The 20,808-nt window shown below is 70.0% G+C and carries 14 protein-coding genes; 3 read left to right on the top strand and 11 right to left on the bottom strand.

The window, feature by feature from the left end:
• Window positions 1-115: 115 nt before the first annotated feature.
• Both CMC5_RS32705 and CMC5_RS32700 read left to right on the top strand, forming a co-directional pair.
• Complete coding sequence (locus CMC5_RS32705) at window positions 116-724, top strand: biliverdin-producing heme oxygenase (RefSeq protein ID WP_050434076.1); 609 nt, start codon at window positions 116-118, stop codon at window positions 722-724.
• Window positions 724-2,226 (top strand): GAF domain-containing protein, encoded by a 1,503-nt coding sequence (locus CMC5_RS32700; protein ID WP_050434075.1) that lies wholly within the window; start codon window positions 724-726, stop codon window positions 2,224-2,226. The genes CMC5_RS32705 and CMC5_RS32700 overlap by 1 nt, the downstream gene beginning before the upstream one ends.
• Before the next feature lie 151 nt (window positions 2,227-2,377).
• Here the strand turns inward: CMC5_RS32700 and CMC5_RS32695 are convergent, their stop codons facing one another.
• The 11 genes from CMC5_RS32695 to CMC5_RS47070 all read right to left on the bottom strand — a co-directional run bounded on the left by CMC5_RS32695 (window position 2,378) and on the right by CMC5_RS47070 (window position 13,662).
• Complete coding sequence (locus tag CMC5_RS32695) at window positions 2,378-3,901, bottom strand: dihydrolipoamide acetyltransferase family protein (protein WP_050434074.1); 1,524 nt, start codon at window positions 3,899-3,901, stop codon at window positions 2,378-2,380.
• Window positions 3,901-4,875 carry an alpha-ketoacid dehydrogenase subunit beta gene (locus CMC5_RS32690; RefSeq protein WP_050434073.1) on the bottom strand — a complete coding sequence of 325 codons (975 nt, stop codon included), beginning with the start codon at window positions 4,873-4,875 and terminating at the stop codon, window positions 3,901-3,903. Before CMC5_RS32690 ends, CMC5_RS32695 begins: the two co-directional genes overlap by 1 nt.
• Before the next feature lie 69 nt (window positions 4,876-4,944).
• Window positions 4,945-6,138, bottom strand: a complete 1,194-nt coding sequence (locus tag CMC5_RS32685; protein WP_050434072.1) for a thiamine pyrophosphate-dependent dehydrogenase E1 component subunit alpha — start codon at window positions 6,136-6,138, stop codon at window positions 4,945-4,947.
• A gap of 156 nt (window positions 6,139-6,294) precedes the next feature.
• Entirely contained in the window at window positions 6,295-6,870 is a 576-nt protein-coding gene (locus CMC5_RS32680) for a tellurite resistance TerB family protein (RefSeq protein WP_050434071.1), read from the bottom strand.
• 194 nt (window positions 6,871-7,064) lie between these two features.
• On the bottom strand, window positions 7,065-8,207 hold the full coding sequence (gene lipA / locus CMC5_RS32675; RefSeq protein ID WP_063796389.1) for a lipoyl synthase: 1,143 nt from the start codon (window positions 8,205-8,207) through the stop codon (window positions 7,065-7,067).
• Between the two features lie 271 nt (window positions 8,208-8,478).
• A complete protein-coding gene (locus CMC5_RS32670) occupies window positions 8,479-8,736 on the bottom strand; it encodes an ArsR/SmtB family transcription factor (RefSeq protein ID WP_050434070.1) in 258 nt (85 codons plus the stop codon).
• Between the two features lie 861 nt (window positions 8,737-9,597).
• On the bottom strand, window positions 9,598-10,365 hold the full coding sequence (locus CMC5_RS32665; protein WP_050434069.1) for an intradiol ring-cleavage dioxygenase: 768 nt from the start codon (window positions 10,363-10,365) through the stop codon (window positions 9,598-9,600).
• 123 nt (window positions 10,366-10,488) lie between these two features.
• Complete coding sequence (mtnA, locus tag CMC5_RS32660; protein WP_082363001.1) at window positions 10,489-11,574, bottom strand: S-methyl-5-thioribose-1-phosphate isomerase; 1,086 nt, start codon at window positions 11,572-11,574, stop codon at window positions 10,489-10,491.
• 97 nt (window positions 11,575-11,671) lie between these two features.
• On the bottom strand, window positions 11,672-11,980 hold the full coding sequence (locus tag CMC5_RS32655; RefSeq protein WP_050434068.1) for a hypothetical protein: 309 nt from the start codon (window positions 11,978-11,980) through the stop codon (window positions 11,672-11,674).
• A 2-nt stretch (window positions 11,981-11,982) separates the two neighbouring features.
• Window positions 11,983-12,837, bottom strand: coding sequence for an SDR family oxidoreductase (locus tag CMC5_RS32650; RefSeq protein WP_050436259.1), 855 nt, complete (start codon window positions 12,835-12,837; stop codon window positions 11,983-11,985).
• A 54-nt stretch (window positions 12,838-12,891) separates the two neighbouring features.
• The gene (locus tag CMC5_RS47070; protein ID WP_218920114.1) at window positions 12,892-13,662 is read right to left on the bottom strand and encodes a hypothetical protein; all 771 of its coding nucleotides are present in this window, start codon (window positions 13,660-13,662) and stop codon (window positions 12,892-12,894) included.
• 511 nt (window positions 13,663-14,173) lie between these two features.
• Here CMC5_RS47070 and CMC5_RS32635 point away from each other — a divergent pair.
• Complete coding sequence (locus CMC5_RS32635; RefSeq protein ID WP_218920112.1) at window positions 14,174-20,806, top strand: non-ribosomal peptide synthetase; 6,633 nt, start codon at window positions 14,174-14,176, stop codon at window positions 20,804-20,806.
• Window positions 20,807-20,808 lie beyond the last annotated feature (2 nt).

Raw genomic sequence — 20,808 nt, 5'->3', positions numbered from 1 at the left:
CCGGCTCACGCTCCCTGTCTCCGGGGGCACCTCCCTCGTGGCTTCCCGAGTGAAATCCCAGCACCACCCAGGCTTGACGGGTTGCTCAACCTGGCCGATCTGTAATCACAGCACCATGGAACAGAACGCCACCGAAGCGGCAGGGAAGAACCCCTTGCTCGAGCGGCTGCGCAGCGCCACGCGGGAACTCCACGAGCGCATCGAGCTGGTCGTCCCTCTCCTGCGTCCGGGCCTCACCCGCGAGGCCTACATCACCTACCTCGCGCGCCTGGTCGGCTACTACCCTCCCGTGGAAGAGGCCATGGCCAGCGCACCTCCCGCGTTCCAGCAGCACTTCGGCATTCCCGAGCGTGGCAAGAGCCACCTGCTCCACCGCGACCTCCTCGCGCTCGGCCTCGGCGAAGAACAGATCGCTGGCCTCCCCCGCTGCACCGATCTTCCTCTGCTCAGCACCCCGGACCACATGGTCGGCTGCCTCTACGTCCTCGAAGGCTCCACCCTCGGCTCCCGCGTCCTGCTCCGCACCATGCGCACCCTCGGCTTCGACGAAGGCTCGGGCGCCTCCTTCCTCGCCGGCTACGGCAACGAGACCGGCCCGATGTGGGTACGTTACGGCGAGGCCCTCGCCACCTACGCCCCCCGCGCCGACGTCGCCGCCGTCATCCGCGGCGCCGAAGACACGTTCACCACCCTGGAGCGCTGGATCGGTTCCGCGGAGGCGTGATGGCCCCCCTTCCAACCGAGGGCCCACTCGACTTCTCGGCTTGCGAACGCGAGCCGATCCACCTCATCCCCCACATCCAGCCTCACGGCGTCCTCCTCGCGCTCGACCCGCAGAACTTCGCCGTCCTCCAGGTCAGCGAGAGCATCGAACTCCACTTCGGCGTCCCTCCCGAGCGCATCCTCCGGGAGGGACTCGGCGCCTTGCTCGACGCCGCGGATCTCATCCGACTCCGGGAGCGCCTCGCGGCCAAGCCGGCCGGAGATCGGCACGTGCATGCCCTCCTCACCATCGCACAGGGCGGCCCGTACGACGTCCTCTGCCACCACAACGACGGCGTGCTCCTGATCGAGATCGAGCCTTTCACCCCAGTCGGCCGCCGCCCGCCCGACTTCTACCCCGTCCTCCGCCGCTCCCTCCCTCAGCTCCGGGACGAGCCTTCCCTGGCCTCGTTCTGCCAGCGCGTCGTCGAGGAGATCCGCACCCTCACCCGCTACGACCGGGTGCTCCTGTACAGGTTCCTCGAAGACAGCAGCGGCGAGGTCCTGGCCGAGGCCTGCGCCGCCGAGATGCCCCCCTACCTCGGCCTCCGCTTCCCAACGAACGACGTCCCCAGGCAAGTCCGCGCCCTCTACACCAAGAGCCCGGTCCGGGTCATCGTCGACGCCCGCTACACCCCCTCCCGCCTCCTCCCCGAGCACAACCCGCTCACCGGCCTCCCCGTCGACCTGAGCTACGCCCACCTCCGTGGCGTCTCCGCCGTCCACGTCGAGTACCTCGCGAACATGGAGGTCGGCGGCTCCATGTCGCTGGCCATCCACCGTGGCGAGCACCTCTGGGGCCTCATCGCCTGCCATCACCGCACCCCCTGGGCCCTCTCTCACGAGACCCGCACCAACTGCGCCTTCATCGGCGACCTGGTCTCTGCGCAGGTGACCGAGAAAGAAGACCGCGAAGACCGCAACGAGCGCGCCCGCGTCGAGGCCGCGCACGACGCCCTGATCGCGCGCTTCACCGCTGCCCACGACCTCCTCGCGCTCGCCTCCGAGACGCCCACCCCGACCTCACTCCTCTCGTGCGGCGGCGTTGCCGTGCTCGACGGCGCCGCGTGCCAGCGCCTCGGCGACACGCCAGGAGAACCCGAGGTCCGAGCCCTGGCTCGCTTCATCGCTGCGCAGCAGGCGGATGGCATCTACGCCAGCCACACCCTGGCGAACGATTGGCCGCCGGGGGCCGCACTCCAGGACATCGCGGCCGGTGTCCTCGCCATCACCCTCGACGATCAGGGCGAGCGCACCCTGCTCTGGTTCCGCCCCGAACTCGTACAGACCCTCTCCTGGGCTGGCGACCCGAACCGGCACGCCGAGCGCAGCTCCGACGGCACCCGCATCAGCCCACGCCGCTCCTTCGAGCGATGGAAGGAGACCGTGCGTGGCCGCTCAGCGCCATTCCGCCCCCTCGACCTCGACACGGCGAGACGCCTCCGCGAAGCGCTCCTGCGCTGAATCCGTCTGCGGATGCGCGCGACGGGCCGCACACCTCGGTGGAGGCACGCGGCGCTCGGGGGAGCCTTCTGGCAGAGGGAGAGCTGACGGGGAGGGCACGCGCGAAGGGCGCTCGGGGAAAGCACCCTTCGCGAGCTGACGGGGAGGACGCTCAGGTCCCCAGGAAGAGCTTATCCGGGTCTTCCAGGTAGCTGATGATCTCGTAGGCGAACGCCGCGCCCACATGCCCGTCGATGATCCGGTGATCGAACGACAGCGACAGCAGCATCACGTCGCCCACCACGATCTGCCCGTCGCGCACCACCGGCTTCTGCTTCATCTGGTGCACGCCGAGGATCCCCACCTCCGGGAAGTTCAGGATCGGCGTCGCGAAGAGCCCACCCTGCTGTCCCAGCGAGGTGATGGTGAACGTCGACCCACCGAGATCCTCGGGCCGAACCTTTCCGGCCTTCGTCGCCTCGCCGAGCCGCCCGATGTCGCGCGCGATGTCGAGGATGCTCTTCCGGTCCGCGTTGCGCACCACCGGCACCGTCAGCCCGGCCTCCGTGGCCGAAGCGATCCCCAGGTGGATCGACTTCCGCACCACGATCTCCTGCGACGTCTCGTCGAACGCGCTGTTCAGCGACGGGTGCTTCTTCAGCGCCGCCACCACGGCCTTGGCGATGAAGGGCAGGAACGTCAGCTTCACGCCCTCCTTCTCTGCTGCCGGCTTGAGCCGCGTGCGCAGCTCCTTCAGCGCCGTCACGTCGCACTCCTCCACGAAGGTGAAGTGCGCTGCCGTCTGCTTCGAGCGACCCATCTGCTCGAAGATGCGCTTCCGCACCCCGCGCAGCGGAATCCGCTCGTCCTGCTCGTCGCCGCCGCTCGCCGAAGACACGATCTTCGTCGGCGTGCGCTGCGGTGCGGCCGGCGCAGCGTGCGCTGCGGCAGGCGTGGCCGCCGGCTGTGCAACGACGGCGGGCTCGGGCGTCCCCGGGGTCCCGGGAGGCGCAGAGCCTGCTGGCGTTGCCGGATGCACCGCGGTCGCCACCGGAGGCACGGCTGCCGGCGCCGTCCCCGGAGCCACCGCCACGGGCACCTGGGCGACCCCGCCGGACGCGGCACCACCCGACGACTTGAACGAGCGCACATCGTCGCTCGTCACCCGCCCGCTCGACCCCGTCGGCGGCACCTGCTTCAGGTCCACCCCGAGATCCCGCGCGAGCTTGCGCGTCGCCGGCGTCGCCAGCGGCTTCTCGTTGAAGTACGCCGCTGCCTGGCTCGGTGCCGGCGCTGCGGCCTGCGGCGCTGCGACCGTCATCAAGCTCATCCCCGGCAGGTCTTCCTTGATGTCGCCGACCGCCGTGGCGGCCAGCTCCTTCTTCGGCTCTGCCTTGGGCTCCTCCGCTGCGGCTGCCTGCGGTGCCGTCCCGCCCGCAGCGGCTGCGCCACCGCCGGACAGATCGAACACCACCAGCACGTCGTGCACGGGGACGATCTCCCCGGCCTTGCCGCGCGTCTCCAGGATCTTCCCGGCCTTCGGCGAGGTGATCGTCACCGTCGCCTTGTCGGTCATCACCTCGACCATCGGCTGATCCTCGGTGACCGTGTCACCTGGAGCGACCAGCCAGTTCACGATCTCGCCCTCGGTGACCCCCTCGCCGATGTCGGGCAGCTTGAACTCGTACCTGCTCATCAGTACCTCGCGGTCTGGAGGATGCCGGGAAGAATGCGGTGGGAGAGCGGGAGGTACTCGTTCTCCAGCGTGTAGGGGAACGGCGTATCGAACCCGGTGATCCGGAGCGGCGGTGCCTCCAGGTGGAGGAACGCCTTCTCGTTCACCAGCGACACGATCTCCGCCCCGAACCCGCAGCTCTTCGGGGCCTCGTGCACCACGATCACCCGCCCCGTCTTCTTCACCGACTCGACGATGGTGTCGATGTCGAGCGGCCAGAGCGTGCGCAGATCGATGATCTCGCAGTCGACCCCCTGCGCCGCCGCCTGGTTCGCCGCGTCGAGCGCCTCGTAGAGCATCGCGCCCCACGCCACGATCGTCACGTGCTTGCCGGGCTTCACCACCCGCGCCTTGCCGAGTTCCAGCGCCGTGTCGCCCTCGGGCACCTCGCCCTTGGCGGCGCGGTAGATGCGCTTCGGCTCGAAGAACAGCACCGGATCCGGATCCCGGATCGACGCGAGGAGCAGCCCCTTCGCGTCGGCCGGGTTCGACGGGCACACCACCTTCAGCCCGGCGACGTGGATGAACTGCGCCTCCGGGGACTGCGAGTGGTAGTGCCCGCCGCGGATGCCGCCGCCGACCGGCGTCCGGACCACCACCTTCGCCGGGTACTCGCCACCGGAGCGGTAACGGAACTTCGCCAGCTCCGACACGATCTGGTCGTACGCCGGGAAGATGAAGTCGGAGAACTGGATCTCGGGCACGGGCACCAGCCCGTAGAGCGCCATGCCGATGGCGGTCCCGATGATCCCTGCCTCGGACAGGGGGGTGTCGATGACCCGATCGTCACCGAACTCGTCGAACAGGCCCTGCGTCACGCGGAACACTCCGCCGACCTTGCCTACGTCCTCACCAAGAACGACGACCCGCGGGTCGCGCCGCATCTCCAGGCGGAGCGCGTCGTTGATGGCCTGGACCATGTTCATCTGGGGCATGCTGTCGTCTCCATCCTCTCTTAACGCTGGAAGCTCTGGGGTACGCACCGGGCCGCGCCCGGGTACCGCCTAGTGGCCGCCGTGTCCCTTGGCCCGTGGCCCCTTGAGAAGCTCGTCACGCTGCTCCTTCAGGTGCCAGGGCAGCTCTGCGAACACGTCCTCGAACATCGACTCCAGCGAAGGCGCCGGCGTCTTCTCCGCCACCGCCACGCAGGCGCGGAGCTCCGCGTCGGTCTCCGTCTCGATCTGCTTGTCCTGCTCGTCCTTCCACCCGTGCGCGAGCACCAGGTGGCGCCGCACCCGCTGGATCGGATCCAGCTGCTTCCACGGATCCAGCGTGTTGTCGGGCCGGTACGCCTTCGGATCGTCGCTCGTCGAGTGCCCGCTCATCCGGTAGGTCAGCGCCTCGATGATCGTCGGCCCCTCACCGCGCGCCGCGCGCGCCGTCGCGTCCCGCGTCGCCTTGATCACCGCGAACAGATCGTTGCCGTCCACGCGCACCCCGGGGATCCCGTAGGCCACGCCCTTCTCGGCGAACGTCGCGCTCGCCGTTTGCCGCTCCGTGGGCACGCTGATCGCCCAGCCGTTGTTCCGGCACAGGAACACCACCGGCGCCTTGAACACGCCTGCGAAGTTCATCCCGTTGTGGAAGTCCGACGAGCTGGTCGCCCCGTCGCCGAAGTAGACCAGCACCGCCAGGTCTTCCTTCTTCATCTTCGCCGCCCAGGCGAAGCCTGCCGCCTGCACGATCTGCGTGCCGATCGGCGAGCTCACCGAGCCGAACCGCCCCTCGCGGTACGTGTAGTGGTCGGGCATCTGACGACCCTTCACCAGGTCGTTCGCGTTCCCGAACATGTTGTCGATGTACCGCTGCAGCGGCATCCCTCGCCACAGCATCGCCGAGAACTCGCGGTAGCACGGGAAGATCCAGTCCTTGTCGCGCATGGCGGCGGTGCTGCCCAGGATGCAGGCTTCCTCGCCGAGCGAGCCGATGTGGAAGCCGATGCGGCCTTGCCGCTGCAGCGTGACCAGCCGCTCGTCGAGCATTCGGGTCCGGACCATCGCTTTGTACAGCGCGATCACCTCGTCGGAGCCGAGACCGGGATCCGTGGCGGGGTCGAGCGAGCCGTCGTCGCGTAGGACCTTGAGTACGCCGTCCGAGTTCAGATCCTCTGGCCGGAGGCCTTGGCCTGAGTTCGTCGGCGCCGGGGCGGAGCCTCCAGCAGAAGGCTTGTTGTGCTCAGTGTGCGTGGCGGTGCTCATAAGGCCGCCGGACACTAGCCAAACGGGCCGCCCGAGACCAGACCGATTCCCGGTGATTGGAGCGCATAACTTTCGCGAACAGCGCCGTTATCGAAGTCACGGCGCGGTGTCGCTTTCATGACTCAGCGCGGCAACGCCGCCCCGGAGGGGGCCTGTTTATGTCACACCGTCCAGATCCAGCGCGGCGGCGGCCTGTGCGAGCACCGTGTCGACGCTCCCCCGCGCGAGCCCCAGCCCGGCCGCGAGCAGCTCCAGGGTGACGCGCTCCTCTGCGCTCACCCCGCCCGACGCCCAGGCCATCAGCGCGGCCATGCGCATCACTTCCATCTGCTGATGGTGGACGGTGATGGTGCGCCCGATCATCCTCGTCCGCTTCTCCTGCCCGTCCTCCGCGAGCTGCTCCGTGAAGTCGGCGATCAGCGCGTCGAGCCGCGGCGCCTTCACCGCCCCCCCGCAGGCGCTCGACACCACCGTCTGAAACGCCGCCCGCTCCTCCGCGTCGAAGTGCCCGTCCGCGTGGGCCACGAGGAACGTCGCCTCCACCACCGCCTCGAACAGGGCGGCGGCGTCCGGATCGAAGCTCGTCAGCCCCATCTCCTCATCGATCACCGGCAGCGCGCTGTAGGCGTTCGCGATCCGCGAGAGGAGCGAAGCCGCATCGGGCGCGCTCGTCGGCGGCCGACTGATCTGGCGGGCCACCCTGTCGAGGAGGCTCTGACTCTGGATGCGCATCGTCGGATGTCCTCCCCCGTGCTCTCTCGGGAGTCCGCCAAGTTCGGCCGGAGCCCAGCGAGCGTCAAGCCACGGGTGGGGGCGCCTCATCCCGGCAGCCAGCTCATCGGCAGCCCCTACGGGCTCCGTGGCGAGCTCAGCGCCAGCCCGGCAGCCAGCCCGGCAGCCAGCCCGACGCCGGCCTGGAAGCCAGCTCAGCGTCGGATCAGCGACTCCATGGGGATGAGCGGTGTCTCTCGCGGCGCGGCGGGCGTCCTGGTCTCCGTCTCCGGACCCAGCTCCGCGGCGACCCGGGCGGCCTCGCGCTGCGCGATCGCCAGCCGCTCGTCCAGCAGCGCTTCGGCGCCCTCGCCGCCCTCACCCTTCCCTCGGAGAGCGCTCCGGATGAACACCTCGGCTGCCTTGTAGCTCGACCGCACCAGCGGTGCGCTCGCCGCATACAGGAAGCCCATCTCCATCGCGGCCTTCCCGAGCGCCGTGAACTCGTCGGGCGTCATGAACCGCTTCACCGGCGCGTACTTCGGCGACGGCCGCAGGTATTGCCCCAGCGTCACCACGTCGACCTCGGCCTCGCGCAGATCCCGCAGCGTCTCCAGCAGCTCTTCGTCCGTCTCCCCGAGCCCCACCATGATCGAGCTCTTGGTCAGACGCCGCGCCGCCTCGCTCCCGTCGCCTTCCGACGCCTTCGAGAGCGCCCGCTGCTTCGCCTTGGCCCGCCGCAGCACCTCGAGGGACTGATCGTATCCCGCGCGCACGTCGCGGATCGTCCGCGTCAACCGCCGCACCACCTCGATGTTGTGCGCGAACACGTCGGGCCCCGACTCCACCACCGTGTCCACGTGGCTCATGTGCCCCTGGAAATCGCCCACCAGCGTCTCGATCAGCATGTCGGGCCGCAGCGCGCGCAGCCGCTGCACCGTCCGCCCCACGTGCTCCGCCCCGCCGTCGAGCAGATCGTCGCGGTTGACCATCGTCATGACCACGTACTGGAGCCCCATCCGCGCGATCGCCCGCGCCACGTGCTCCGGCTCCCGCACATCGACCGCGCCGCGCGGATCGCCGGTGGTCACCGCGCAGAAGCGGCACCCCCGCGTGCACACGTCGCCGAGGAGCATCACCGTCGCCGTCCCCTCGCGCCAGCACTCCCCGATGTTCGGGCAGCGCGCCTCCTCGCAGACCGTGAACAGGTCCAGCTTGCGGAGGGTGCCCTTGATCTCGTGGTACGTGTCCCCGCCCGGTGCGCGGACCTTCAACCACTCCGGCTTGGGCTCGAAGCGAGATTTCGTGGGCGTGCCCGCGGTCGGCGCGGGCTGCTGGGGCTCGGCGGTCGTGGTCACGCCTTCGTCTGTAGTGCCGATCCGCCCTGCCGGCTACTGGGGAGAGCGCCGCAGCTCAGGCGTGAGCCAGACCGACCGGCGCGAGCGTCGCAGCTCCGGCGTGAGCCGGACCGACCGGCGAGAGCGTCGCAGCTCAGGCGTGCGCCGGGGCCATCGCGCCGACGTGTAGCGCCATCGTGCCGAGTCGCCTCGTCGTCACTCGCTCTTTCTGTCGGGTGAAGCCTCGGAGCCATCCCGCTTCGTCAGCGGTGGCGCGCTCGAGATGCGCCCCCTAGAGACGGCGATACCGGCTCAGCCAGGCATCGAGTTCGAGGAGCGCCTCGGGCCGCAGCGCGTAGATGCGTCGCTGCGCCTCCGGCCGGACCTCGATGAGCCCCGAGTCACGCATCAGCCGGAGATGCCGCGAGACGGCGGGCTGGGTGAGCTTCGGAACGCAGGATGCCAGCTCGCCAGCCGTCCGCTCTCCCCCGGCCAGCATGTCGAGCAGAGCCCGCCGGTTCGGGTCGGCGACGATCTCGAAGATGTCCATGCGGTGTGTATAACTGGAAGCATATATAATCGAAAGCGTATATAGTCTGATGCATATATAACGAAAACGTCACGTAGCGTCGACCCATCGAGCAGCGGAGCCGCCCGGTCGACCGAGCGTGGACGCCGTGGCGGGGCTCGCTGGGGCCGCTCATCGCATGGGCTCGTGCGATTTTTGTCCCGATATTTCGAATGGTTGCTGCGAAAGCAGGTGCGCCCAGGCGCATGTCGAAGAGCTCCTCGGCGCAGCTCGAAACGACGATTTTGAATGTCCAGAGTGCAATGGTGAGCGGCAGCTTGGACGAAGGCGTGGGGAGCGAGGGGGTCGAGTCTGTCGTCCTGAGGACGAGAAGCCGAGGGCTGGGGGTGTCGTGACCAAGGGCCGAGGGTGTCGTGACCAAGGGCCGAGGGTGTCGTGACCAAGGGCTCAGGGCCTCGTGACCGGCGTCGAGAGGTGTCGGTCCCGATGGCGTCTGGTGTCGTGGCCGAGGGCGAGGCCTGTCGTGCGTGATGGGAGCGGGGGTCGCGGTCGAGGGGCGCAGGGCTCGCGGCCAAGGAGCGAGGCTGTCGTTGTCGATGGGGGAAGGGCTCGTGGCCAAGGAGCGTGGGGCTCGTGGCCAAGGAGCGTGGGGCTCGTGGCCGATGGGCGAGCGGGGCGTGGCCGATGGGGAGACGTCTCGGGAGCGAGGACCGAGGAGGTCGAAGCACACGGCTCGGGGGGTCGTGGCCGAGGGGCGCGTGGGTCGCGGCCGAGGACCGAAGGCGTCGCGACCAAGGACCGAAGGGAGCGTGGACGATGGCGGGAGGTCTCGGGCGCAAGGGCGCTGGTGCCTTGCACGAGGGGGCGCGGTGTCGGCCGGAGTCAGACGCCGATGGTCAAGGTCGCCGAGTAACCGTCGCTCACGGTGCCTGCGACCTCGGCGAGTTGCTGCTCGACGCCATCGCTGAAGACGTTGTCGCGCTCGAAGCTCGTCCTCGCGAAGTTGGTGACGCTCGCCTCGTAGCCCGTCGTTGCATAGACGGCATCGCAGACGGCCGTCGGGAAGGCGAGCTGCGAGGTGGCGATCGCGTTTCGACCGGAGGTCGCCGACGCCAGGTCCTCGTAGACCTCGAAGTGCATGTGCGGCATCCGGCCGTCGTAGCAGCCAGGGAAGATGGTCGTGAACGTCACCGTCCCGTCCTCTGCCGTCTCCAGCACGCCACGCAGGTAGTTTTGATCCTGCCGGGTGTACATCGAGTACTGGCCGTCGCGATCGCAGTGCCACAGGTAGACCACGTACCCTGCGAGCGCAGCGCAGGCGTCACCGGAGTCCACGACCGTCAGCGTCACCGTCAGCGGGATGCCCTCGGCGGTCCCGCTGAGCCCTGCGATGCTCGACCGGATGTCGCTGCGGACGATCCCGTCGAGCACCAGCGCGTTCGCCCCGTTGGTACCGTCGCCTGGATAAGGTCCTGCCGTCTCCTCGGGGATGGCCGCGCACGCACCACCGTTCGCGTCTTCGCAGCCCAGGAGCGGCAAGAGGGTCGCCCCGGCCAGCCACCCCAGGACCTTCCGCCGGCTGCTCTGCGCAGCCAGGGCCTTCAGATCCGCCGTGAGCCCGTCGTGAGGATGATCGTCACCGTGTCCCATGGAGCCTCCCGTCCCGGAGATGGGTCAGCGAGCCAGCCGGGCGCGAACCTCCGCGCCCTCATCTCACCTGTAGTCGACGCTTCTGAAGAAAGTCTTAACCCGTCGGTGGACGATGCCGGCCGCTCAGCCGGCGAGGCGCGCCAGCTCGCCCGGTGTGGCCTCGCCGCGCTCGGTGAAGATGGCGGTGATCAGGGACGCCGGGGTCACGTCGAAGGCGGGATGCCGGGCACGCACGCCCTCGGGCACCATGCGCTTGCCTGCGATGAGGCCGACCTCGTCGGAGGCGCGCTCCTCGATGGGGATGGCGGTGCCATCGGGCGTGGCGAGGTCGACGGTGCTCCAGGGGGCGGCCACGTAGAACGGGATGCCGTGGTGGCGGGCGAGGCAAGCGACGGCGTAGGTGCCGATCTTGTTCGCGACGTCGCCGTTCCGCGCGATGCGATCGGCGCCGACGACGATGGCCTTCACCTCGCCTCGCTGCATCAGCCAGCCGGCCATGGAGTCGGCGAGGACCTCGACCGGGATGCCGTCCTTGTGCAGCTCCCAGGCGGTGAGGCGTGCGCCCTGGAGGTAAGGGCGGGTCTCGTCGGCGAGGACGCGGAGGCGCTTGCCGGCCTCGATGGCGGCGCGGATCACGCCGAGGGCGGTGCCGTAGCCGCCGGTCGCGAGGGCGCCGGCGTTGCAGTGCGTGAGGATGGCGCCCTCGTCGGGAAGGTGAGCGGCGCCGAGGCGGCCCATGGCGCGGCAGGCGGCCACGTCGTCACGGTGCAGGGCGCGGGCGAAGGCGGCCATCTCCTGGAAGCGCTGCTCGCCGTCGCGCGGAGCGTGCTGCTCGGCGAGGGCGAGGGCGCGGCGCACGGCCCAGGAGAGGTTGACGGCAGTCGGGCGAGAGGCGTCGAGGAGGGCACCGGCCCGGCGGAGGGCATGGAGGTAGCCCTCGGCGCCTTCGCCTCGCGCGGCCCGCGCGGCGAGGACCATTCCGTAGGCGGCAGCGATGCCGATGGCCGGCGCCCCGCGCACCACCATGGCCCGGATGCCCTCGGCGACCTCGGCGGGCGTGGTGAGGGTGACGTAGCGCTCGACGACCGGCAGCTCCCGCTGCTCCAGCAGGAAGACGCGGTCGCCGTCGGCGGACAGCTCGGCCGCCGAGTAGCTCGCGCCCGACAGGGCTTCGGCGGGGGCCCAGGGAGGCAGGTTGGTGACGGACATCTCGGCTCGCTCGGGGGGCAGGGGCGCCGGGAGTTCCGGCGCTGGGGGCTCGGGGCTCGGGGACCTGGTGGCTCGGCGGCTCGGCGGCTCGGCGGCGTCAGTTCTTCGGTTCGCCGTGGCCGTTGCCGCGGCGCGAGGGGCTGGAGAGCTGCATGCGCATCTTGATCTCCTCGGCGACGGTCGAGAGGTCTTCCGCGGCGTCGGCTTTCCGGTTCTCCAGGTAGGCGCGCAGGCCGTCGACGGCGAGCAAGGCGAGGCTCGCGTTCACCTCGTTCTTCGTCAGTGCGGCCACGACGTCGCCGTTCTTCAGGAGCCCCTCGAGATCGTCGAAGAGCTCCTTGATCTCCCGCGTGGGATCCACGCTCGTCGCGGTGAACCGATCGTCGTCCTCGTCGTCGTCACGCATGCCTACACCTTGGTCGAGGTCGCTTTCGGGATCGAGGAGAACACCATGTGCGGTGGCTCGACCCCAGGGACACACTGGTACTTGGAGAAGTCGGTCACGCCCTCTTCGCGCAGGAGGTCCTCGTCGATCCAGCCCTGGCCCTTGCGAGCGGACGGTTCCTTGGCGAGGAGCGCCACGGTGGCGTCCGCCAGGATGTCGGCTTTGCGCCACATCTCGGGACCGCCGAGGCCGAAGTTCATGGTCGCGTAGCTCTCCACGGCCGTCGCGGGCCAGAGGGCGTGGGCGGTGATGTTGTGTTCGCCGTACTCGGCGGCGATCGCGTTGGCGATCATGGTCATCCCGAGCTTGGACACGGCGTACGCGCCGTGGTGCGCGTAGACCGACGGGTCGGACGCGTCGCCGGCGAGGGGGGGCGACATCATCAGGATGTGGCCGTACTTGCGCGAGACCATGTGCGGGAGCACGGCGCGGGACAGCACGAACGAGGCGCGCACGTTGATGCCCATGATCAGGTCGAACTTCTTGACCGGGGTCTCCGTGATGTCCGCCCACCAGAGCGCGCCCGCGTTGTTGACGAGCGCGTCGACGCGGCCGAAGCGCTCGACGGCCTTCGCCACGGCCTGCTCGCAGGCGGCATCGTCGCGGACGTCGAGCTTGATGGGCAGCGCCTGCCGGCCGAGGGCCTCGACCTCTTTGGCGACGTCGTGGATGGTGCCGGGGATCTTGGGGTTTTCCGCCACGTCCGTCTTGGCCGCGACGACGATGTGGGCACCCTCGCGGGCGCAGGCGAGGGCCACCGCCCGGCCGATGCCGCGCGAAGCCCCGGTGATGAACACGACGCGATCCTGGAGGCGCATGACCGGCGTCATACCACAGGGTGAGGAGCGTCGGGCAGAGCGGCCGAGGGCGGTTCAGCGTTGCACGGTGTTCGTCGCCCAGATCGCGGCGTTCGGCTTGTAGATGACGAGGTTGCCGTCGCACTGCATCTCCAGCGTGGAGCCGGGGTTGCCATTGGTGCCCGAGGCCCACCGGGCGCGGCTGGCGTAGTCGTAGAGCACGAGGTTGCCGTCCTGCTGCATGATGGCCTCGCGGATGGAGACGCCATTCGTGCCCGTCGCCCACACGGCGCTGCCGTTGCGGCGGTAGACGACGAGGTTGCCGTCGTCCTGCATCACCAGGCGGTAGGTGCCGTTCCCCGTCTGGACTTGCGCCCCGCGTCGCAACGACTGGCCTGGCTCGAGGATGCCTGGCGTGTTGCACTGGGGGCTGTTCTGGTTGGTGTTGCTCGCCCAGATCGGGACCCGGGGGCGATAGATGACCACGTTCCCGTCGTCCTGCACGACGAGGTAAGCGCCGCTCTGACCGTTCGTGTTCGAGGCCCACTTGGGCCGGTTGGCGTAGTCGTAGAGCACCAGGTTGCCATCCTGCTGCATGATGGCGTTCCGGATGGCCTGGCCGTCGGTCCCCGTCGCCCACAGCGCCCGGCTGCCGGGCGCGTAGAGCACGAGGTTGCCGTCATCCTGCATGACGAAGGTGTACCTGCCGTTGCTCGATCGAACGCTGTTGCCCCGCTCCAGGCTCTGGCCGGGAGCCAGCGTCTGCGCGAGCGCGGTGCCGCCGAGCGCGGTGAGGAGACCCAGGGTCGCCGCGAAGGACATGCTCCTCAGGAAAGCTCGCCTCATCGTGTTCATCATGATCGACCTCCATCTCCATGCCGCGCGGCTTCGCTGCGTGCTCTCGCTCCGGTGTGCCGTGCTGGAAGGCGCGAGCGCCGCGCAGAGGTGCGCGGACCGCTCGTGCGTTCGTGGGCGTTCGTTCGGCTCCGGTTGCGCGTCCGCCGCTCTGCTGCGGGGCTCGGGGACCGCGATGAACGTAGAGCGGCTGCCTCGCGTCGCCAGCGGCTCGCCAGGGCAGGCGAGGTGAAACGAACTGCGCTGAACGACGAAAGAAGGCGAGGCGGCTCACCCCGACATCGCAGCAGATGGTGGAATTTTGCCAGGGGGACATGCTGCACGAGGTGCGGGTGAGCCCGTCCCGAGCGTGGCGTCGTCGCGCACGACTCGTCGATTCCGCGGCTCGTGGGGCCGGTGTATAGGGGCCCCGGAAAGTCGACGAGCGCTCCTTCGAGCCCATCGCGGCGCGCCTGGTCATCCGGGAGCGCAGGGGGTCGCTACGGAGGATGTCGAAGATCGCATGACCCAGGAACGGCAGGAGAGCGTGAGCATGGCATCACGGCGCGGGGACGGGTCCGAGGGCACCGGGCAGCGTGCGTGCGTCCACGAGATGTTCGAGGAGCACGCGGCGCGCACCCCCGAGGCGATCGCGCTGACGTTCGAGGGCGTCGCGCTGAGCTACGGGGCGCTGAACCAGCGCGCGAACCAGCTCGCCCACCACCTGCGGCGCCAGGGCGTCGGCCCCGAGGTGCTGGTGGGTCTCTGTGTGGAGCGCTCCCTCGAGATGATCGTCGGCCTCCTGGGCATCCTCAAGGCGGGCGGCGCTCACGTGCCCCTCGATCCGAGCTACCCGTCGGAGCGGCTCGCCTTCATGCTCGAAGACGCCGCGGCCCCCGTGCTCGTGACCCAGCGGTCCCTCGTCGCCACGCTGCCGGCCTACGCGGGCCACGTGCTTTGCCTCGACGCGGACGGGCCGCTCCTCGACGCGCAGCCCACGGAGAACCTGGGCGAGACGGCGCGTGGTGATCAGCTCGCCTACGTGATCTACACCTCGGGCTCCACCGGCAAGCCGAAGGGCGTCATGGTGGAGCACGAGGGCGTGTGCAACCTGGCGCGCGCGCAAGCGTCGCTCTTCTCCGTGGGGCCGGAGAGCCGGATCCTCCAGTTCGCGTCGCTCAGCTTCGACGCGTCGATCTGGGAGATCGTGATGGCACTCGCCACGGGAGCGCGCCTCACGCTGACCTCTCGGGCCGCGTCGATGCCCGGCCCCAGCTTGCTCCAGACGCTGCGCGAGCAGCGCATCACGCACGTCACCTTGCCGCCCTCGGCGCTCGCGGTGACGCCCGTCGCGGCGCTACCGGCGCTCCGGCACCTCATCGTGGCCGGCGAGGTGTGCCCGCCCAGCCTGGCGCAGCGGTGGAGCCAGGGGCGGAGCTTCACCAACGCCTACGGCCCGACGGAATGCACCGTGTGCGCCACGACCGAGCGCTTCGAGGAGGGGGCGTCACGGCTGCCGATCGGGCGTCCCCTCCCGGGTGTGGAGGTCTTCGTCCTCGACGAGTTCCTGCGACCCACACCGGCTGGCGTGCCCGGCGAGCTGCACGTGGGCGGCATCGGGCTCGCCCGCGGGTATCTCCGCCAGCCTGCGCTGACGCAAGCCAGGTTCATCGCGCACCCCTTCAGCGACGTCCCCGGCGCTCGGCTCTACAAGACGGGAGATCTCGCGCGCCTCTTGCCGGATGGACGTCTGGAGTTCCTCGGGCGGCTGGATGCGCAGGTGAAGCTGCGCGGCTTCCGCATCGAGCTGGGCGAGATCGAGGCGGCCCTGCACCGCCACCCCGAGGTGCGGGACGCCACCGTGCGCGTCCGCGAGGATCAGCCAGGAGATCCGCGGCTGGTCGCCTACGTGGTGCCGCAGCCTGTGCAGGGAGCGCCTGCTGCCTCGCCATCGAGCGCCGTGGCGGGAACGCTGGACGGGGGCGCCCTGCGCGCATTTCTGTGCCGCAGCCTGCCCGAGTTCATGGTGCCGGCGGCCTTCGTCGCGCTGGAGGCACTGCCGCTCTCGCCCAGCGGGAAGGTCGACGCGGAGAGCCTCCCTGCGCCGGACTGGGCGGCGCTCTCTCGTTCGGAGGGCGCAGCGGGGCTCGTCGCACCCCGGGACGCCACGGAGGAGACGCTGGCTTCCCTCTGGTCGGAGGTGCTCGGGGTCGCGTCGATCGGGGTGCACGACAGCTTCCTGGATCTGGGAGGGCACTCGCTGACGGCCATCCAGCTCCTTTCCCGGGTGCGCGAGCGGTTCGGGGAGCACATCTCGTTGAAGAGCCTGTTCGAGAACCCGACGGTCGCGGGGCTCTCCAGCCACATCACGGCGCACCGGGCGGCGCACGGGGACCTCGCGCCGCAGGGGCAGGGGGTCGCGCTGGTCCGGGCGCCTCGGGAGGCGAGGATGCCCGTCTCCTTCGCGCAGGAACGGGTTCACTTCATCGAGCAGATGTCGCCCGAAGGGACGGCGTACCAGGCCCAGTCCAAGGTGCGCTTCGAGGGGCGGCTCGACGTGGCAGCGCTGGTGCGCGCCCTCGGCGAGATGGTGCGCCGCCACGAGATCTACAGGACGACGTTCCCGACGGTGGACGGGCGGCTCGTGCAGGTGATCCACCCGGCGCCCGCGATCGAGGTGCCGATCGTGGATCTCCGCGGCCTCTCGTCCGAGGCGCGGGGCGCCGAGGTGGAGCGCCTCGTCGGGGCGGAGGCGAGGGGGGTCTTCCACCTCGATCGGCTCCCGCTGGTGCGGTGGTCGCTGCTCCGGCTGGGCGACGACGAGCACCTCTTGACCCACGTCGAGCACCACATGGTGCACGATGGCTGGTCGGCGGCGCTGTTCCTGCGCGAGCTGCTCGTGGTCTACCAGGCCTACGTGCGCGGCGAGCCCTCGCCGCTCCCCGAGCCGGCGCTCCAGTTCGTCGACTACGCGAGCTGGCAGCGGCGCTGGGTGTCGAGCCCAGCGGCCCAGGCGCAGCTCGCGTACTGGAAAGAGCAGCTCTCGGGAAGCCCGCCCTTGCTGGCGCTGCCGCTGGACCGGCCGCGCCCTCCGGAGCAGCGGTTCCAGGGGCGCCAGCTCCGGGTCGAGCTTTCCGGGGCGCTGAGCGAGGGGCTGCGCGCGCTGTGCCGCCGCGAGCAGAGCACGCTGTTCATGACCATGCTCGCCGCGTTCCTGATCCTGCTTCGTCGCTACAGCGGGCAGGACGATCTCTGCGTCGGCTCGGCGGTCGCGAACCGGCGATCCCGCGAGGTGGAGGGCCTCATCGGGATGATCGTCAACAACCTGGTCCTGCGCACGCAGATCGACGGCGACCCGACGTTCCAGGAGCTTCTGGCCCAGGTGCGTCAGGTGACGCTCGATGCGTACGCGCACGAGGACCTGCCGTTCGACAAGGTGGTGGAGGCGCTGAAGCCGGCCCGCGACCTGAGCTACAACCCGCTCTTCCAGGCGATGTTCAGCTTCCACGACGCGCCGCTGCCGAGCTTGCGGTTGCCGGGGCTGTCCATCGACATGGAGGTGGCGCTCGGCAATGGCTCGGCGAAGTTCGATCTCGACGTGGTGGCCATCCCCCACGCGGAGCAGCGCCTCGCGAACCGGGACGAGGCTTCCACACCGGGCATCTCCGTCATCTGGGAATACAACAGCGACATCTTCGAGCCCGAGACCATCGCGCGGATGGAAGCGCAGTACCGGAACCTGCTCGGCGGCATCGTGGCGAACCCGTCGGCCAGGCTCTCGGAGCTGCCCTTCCTGACGGAGGCGCAGCAGCGGTGGATCGACGACTGGAACGCGACGGAGAACGACTTCCCGGCCGAGCGCTGTGCGCATGAAATCTTCGAGCAGCAGGTGGCGCGTACGCCCGAGGCCGTCGCGGTGGTGGTCGAGGGGCGCTCGTGGACCTACCGCACGCTGAACGCGCGGGCGAACCAGCTCGCACGGCACCTGCGCGGGCTCGGCGTGGGGCCGGAGAGGCTCGTCGGCCTCTGCGTCGAGCGATCGCTGGAGATGGTCGTCGGCCTGCTGGGCGTGCTCAAGGCGGGGGGCGCGTACGTGCCCATCGATCCGGCGTACCCGGACGAGCGGGTGGCGAGCGTGCTCGCGGACGCGGAGATCACGGTGCTGCTCACGCAGGCGAGCTTGCGAGGGCGGTTCGAAGCGCACCCGGTGACGGCAGTGTCGCTCGATGCCGACTGGGCCACGATCGGCGCGCGCGACGAGAGCGATCTTCCGGGCGCGGCGCGACCGCACCACCTGGCGTACGTCATCTACACCTCGGGCTCCACGGGAACGCCGAAGGGGGTGATGATCGAGCACCGCGCGCTGATGAACTTCGCCACGACGGCGGCGGAGTGGTACGGGGTGACCCGGCAGGATCGCATCCTGCAATTCGCATCGATCAGCTTCGATACGGCGGTGGAGGAGATCTTCCCGTGCCTCACGCGGGGCGCGACCTTGCTCTTGCGCACCGAGGCGATGCTGCACTCCAGCGACGATTTCTGGAGCACCTGCCGGGCCTGGGGCGCGACGGTCCTCAACTTCCCGACGGCGTTCTGGCACCAGCTCACGGCGGAGCTGGGGCCACGGGATCCGCGCGTCCCGCCCACCGTGCGGCTGGTGATCGTTGGAGGCGAGGAAGCGCAGCTCGAGAAGGTGCGGCGCTTCCACGAGGCGGTGGCGCACCTGTCTCCACCGCCGCAGCTCTTCAACGGGTACGGCCCGACCGAGGCCACGGTGACGGCGACGCTCCAGCACTGCGACGACCCCGAGCCGGAGCTGGTGCCGATCGGGCGGCCGCTCGGAAACACGCAGATCTACCTCCTGGATCGGCACCACCAGCTCGTGCCCGTAGGCGCCCCTGGCGAGCTGCACATCGGGGGCGTGGGGCTCTCGCGGGGGTACTGGCGGCGACCGGAGCTGACTGCGGAGCGCTTCATCCGGAACCCTCTCCTCGCCCCGAAATCGGAGCGCCTCTACAAGACGGGCGATCTGGCGCGCCTGCGCGCGGACGGGCGGCTGGAGTACCTGGGCCGCCTCGACAGCCAGGTGAAGATCCGGGGGTTCCGCATCGAACTGGGCGAGATCGAGGCGGCGCTGAGCGGTCACCCCGGGGTGCAGCAAGCGTTCCTCACGGTCCGCGAAGAGGGAACGGGCAACAAGCGGCTCGTGGCCTACGTGGTGCCGCGGGAGCCGCCGCTCGACGTGGAGGCGGTGCGCCAGTTCATCGCCGGGAAGCTGCCCAGCTACATGGTGCCCACCGCGTTCGTGCTGGTGGAGGCGCTGCCGCTCACCACGAGCGGCAAGGTCGATGTTCGCGCGCTGCCCGATCCTGCCACGAGCCGCGCTCTCGCCGGTGCGTCCCAGGAGGCGCCGCGGACGCCGACCGAGGTGACGCTGGCGAGGATCTGGTCGGAGGTGCTGCGCGTGCCGGAGGTGCGCGTCGACGACAACTTCTTCGAGCTGGGTGGGGACTCGATCCTGAGCATCCAGGTGGTGTCGCGCGCGCGGCGGGTGGGCCTGGAGATCACGCCCAAGCTGCTCTTCCAGCACCAGACGGTGGGCAGGTTGGCGGCGGAGCTCGACGCCACGAAGGCAGGCGACGCCACGCGGCCTGGAGCGCACGCGGTGGAGGCAGCGCAAGGGGAGGTGACGGGCGCAGTGCCGCTGACGCCCATCCAGCGCTGGTTCTTCGAGCAGGACCTTTCGGAGCCGCACCACTTCAACCAGTCGGCGCTGCTGGTGACGCCCGCGGGTCTCCGCGCAGAGCCCCTGGAGCAGGCCTTCGGCCACCTGCTGCGGCACCACGACGCCCTGCGGCTGCGCTACACGCCGTCACCTGACGGCTTCGTGCAGGTGAATGCCCCGGTGGACGATGCCCTCGCGGCGGTGCCCCCGGAGCGGAGGGCGTTCGTCGTCGTGGACCTGTCGCATCTGCCGGCCAGCGAGCAGGAGGCGGCGATGCTGCGGGCCGAAGAGGACTTCCAGCGGCGCCTCGATCTCGCGCGGGGACCGATCGCGCGCCTCGCGTTCTTCTCGCGTGGAGAAGGTCAACCGGGGTGGCTGCTCTTCGTCGTCCACCACCTGGCCGTGGACGGCATCTCGTGGCGGATTCTGCTGGAGGATCTCGGCACCGCCTACGAGCAGCTCGTCCGGGGCGAGGTCGTCCGGCTCCCGGCGAAGACCACGTCGTTCCAGGCGTGGGCGAGGCGTCTCGAAGCGCACGCGCAGTCCGACGCGGTCGCGTCCGAGCTCTCGTTCTGGAACCGGCCGGCGGGAGAGGACCGTCCGTTGCCGCGCGACGTCGGCTCGGGCCTCGGCCTCGACACCATGGCGACCGCCGCGTCGGTGACGGCTTCCTTGACCGAAGAGGAGACGCGCGCGCTGCTCCAGGACGTGCCGTCCGTCTACCACACGCAGATCAACGACGTGCTCCTGACGGCGCTGGTGCAGGCCATCGCGCGGTGGACGGGGAGCCCCTCCTTGCGGGTCGATCTGGAGGGGCATGGTCGTGAGGACCTGTTCGACGCCGACCTGTCGCGCACCGTGGGGTGGTTCACGACGATGTTCCCGGTGCGGCTGGCGCTTCCCGTGACAGGGGAGGGGCGCGGCGAGGCGGGTGTGGGCGAGGCGCTGAAGTCGGTGAAGGAGCAGCTCCGCAAGCTGCCCGGGCGCGGCATCGGCCACGGCTTGCTCCGATACCTGCGCCGTGACGAGGCGGTGCGGAGCGCCTTGCGTGCGCACCCTGCGGCGGAGGTGAGCTTCAACTACCTCGGGCAGTTCGATCAGGTGCTCTCGGCGTCGAGCGTGCTGGGGACGGCGAGCGTGTGGAAGCTCGCGCAGAGCCCGCGCGGGAAGCGCAGCCACCGGCTCGCCGTGGGAGCGGTGATCCGGGGTGGCAAGCTGGACACGGTCTGGGAGTACGGCGAGAAGGTCCTGGAGCGCGCGACCGTGGAGCGCCTGTCGTCGGGATACGTCGAGGCGCTGCGCGCGCTGATCGCGCACTGCAAGGCGCCGGAAGCTGGGGGGCATACGCCGTCGGACTTCTCGGCGTCGAAGCTCGATCAGCGGCAGCTCGACAAGCTGCTGGGCAAAGTGAAGCGCGCGAAGGCGAAGTAGGA

It is taken from the genome of Chondromyces crocatus (assembly GCF_001189295.1).
Lineage (GTDB): Bacteria > Myxococcota_A > Polyangia > Polyangiales > Polyangiaceae > Chondromyces > Chondromyces crocatus.
This window is presented reverse-complemented; position numbering and strand designations above follow the sequence as displayed.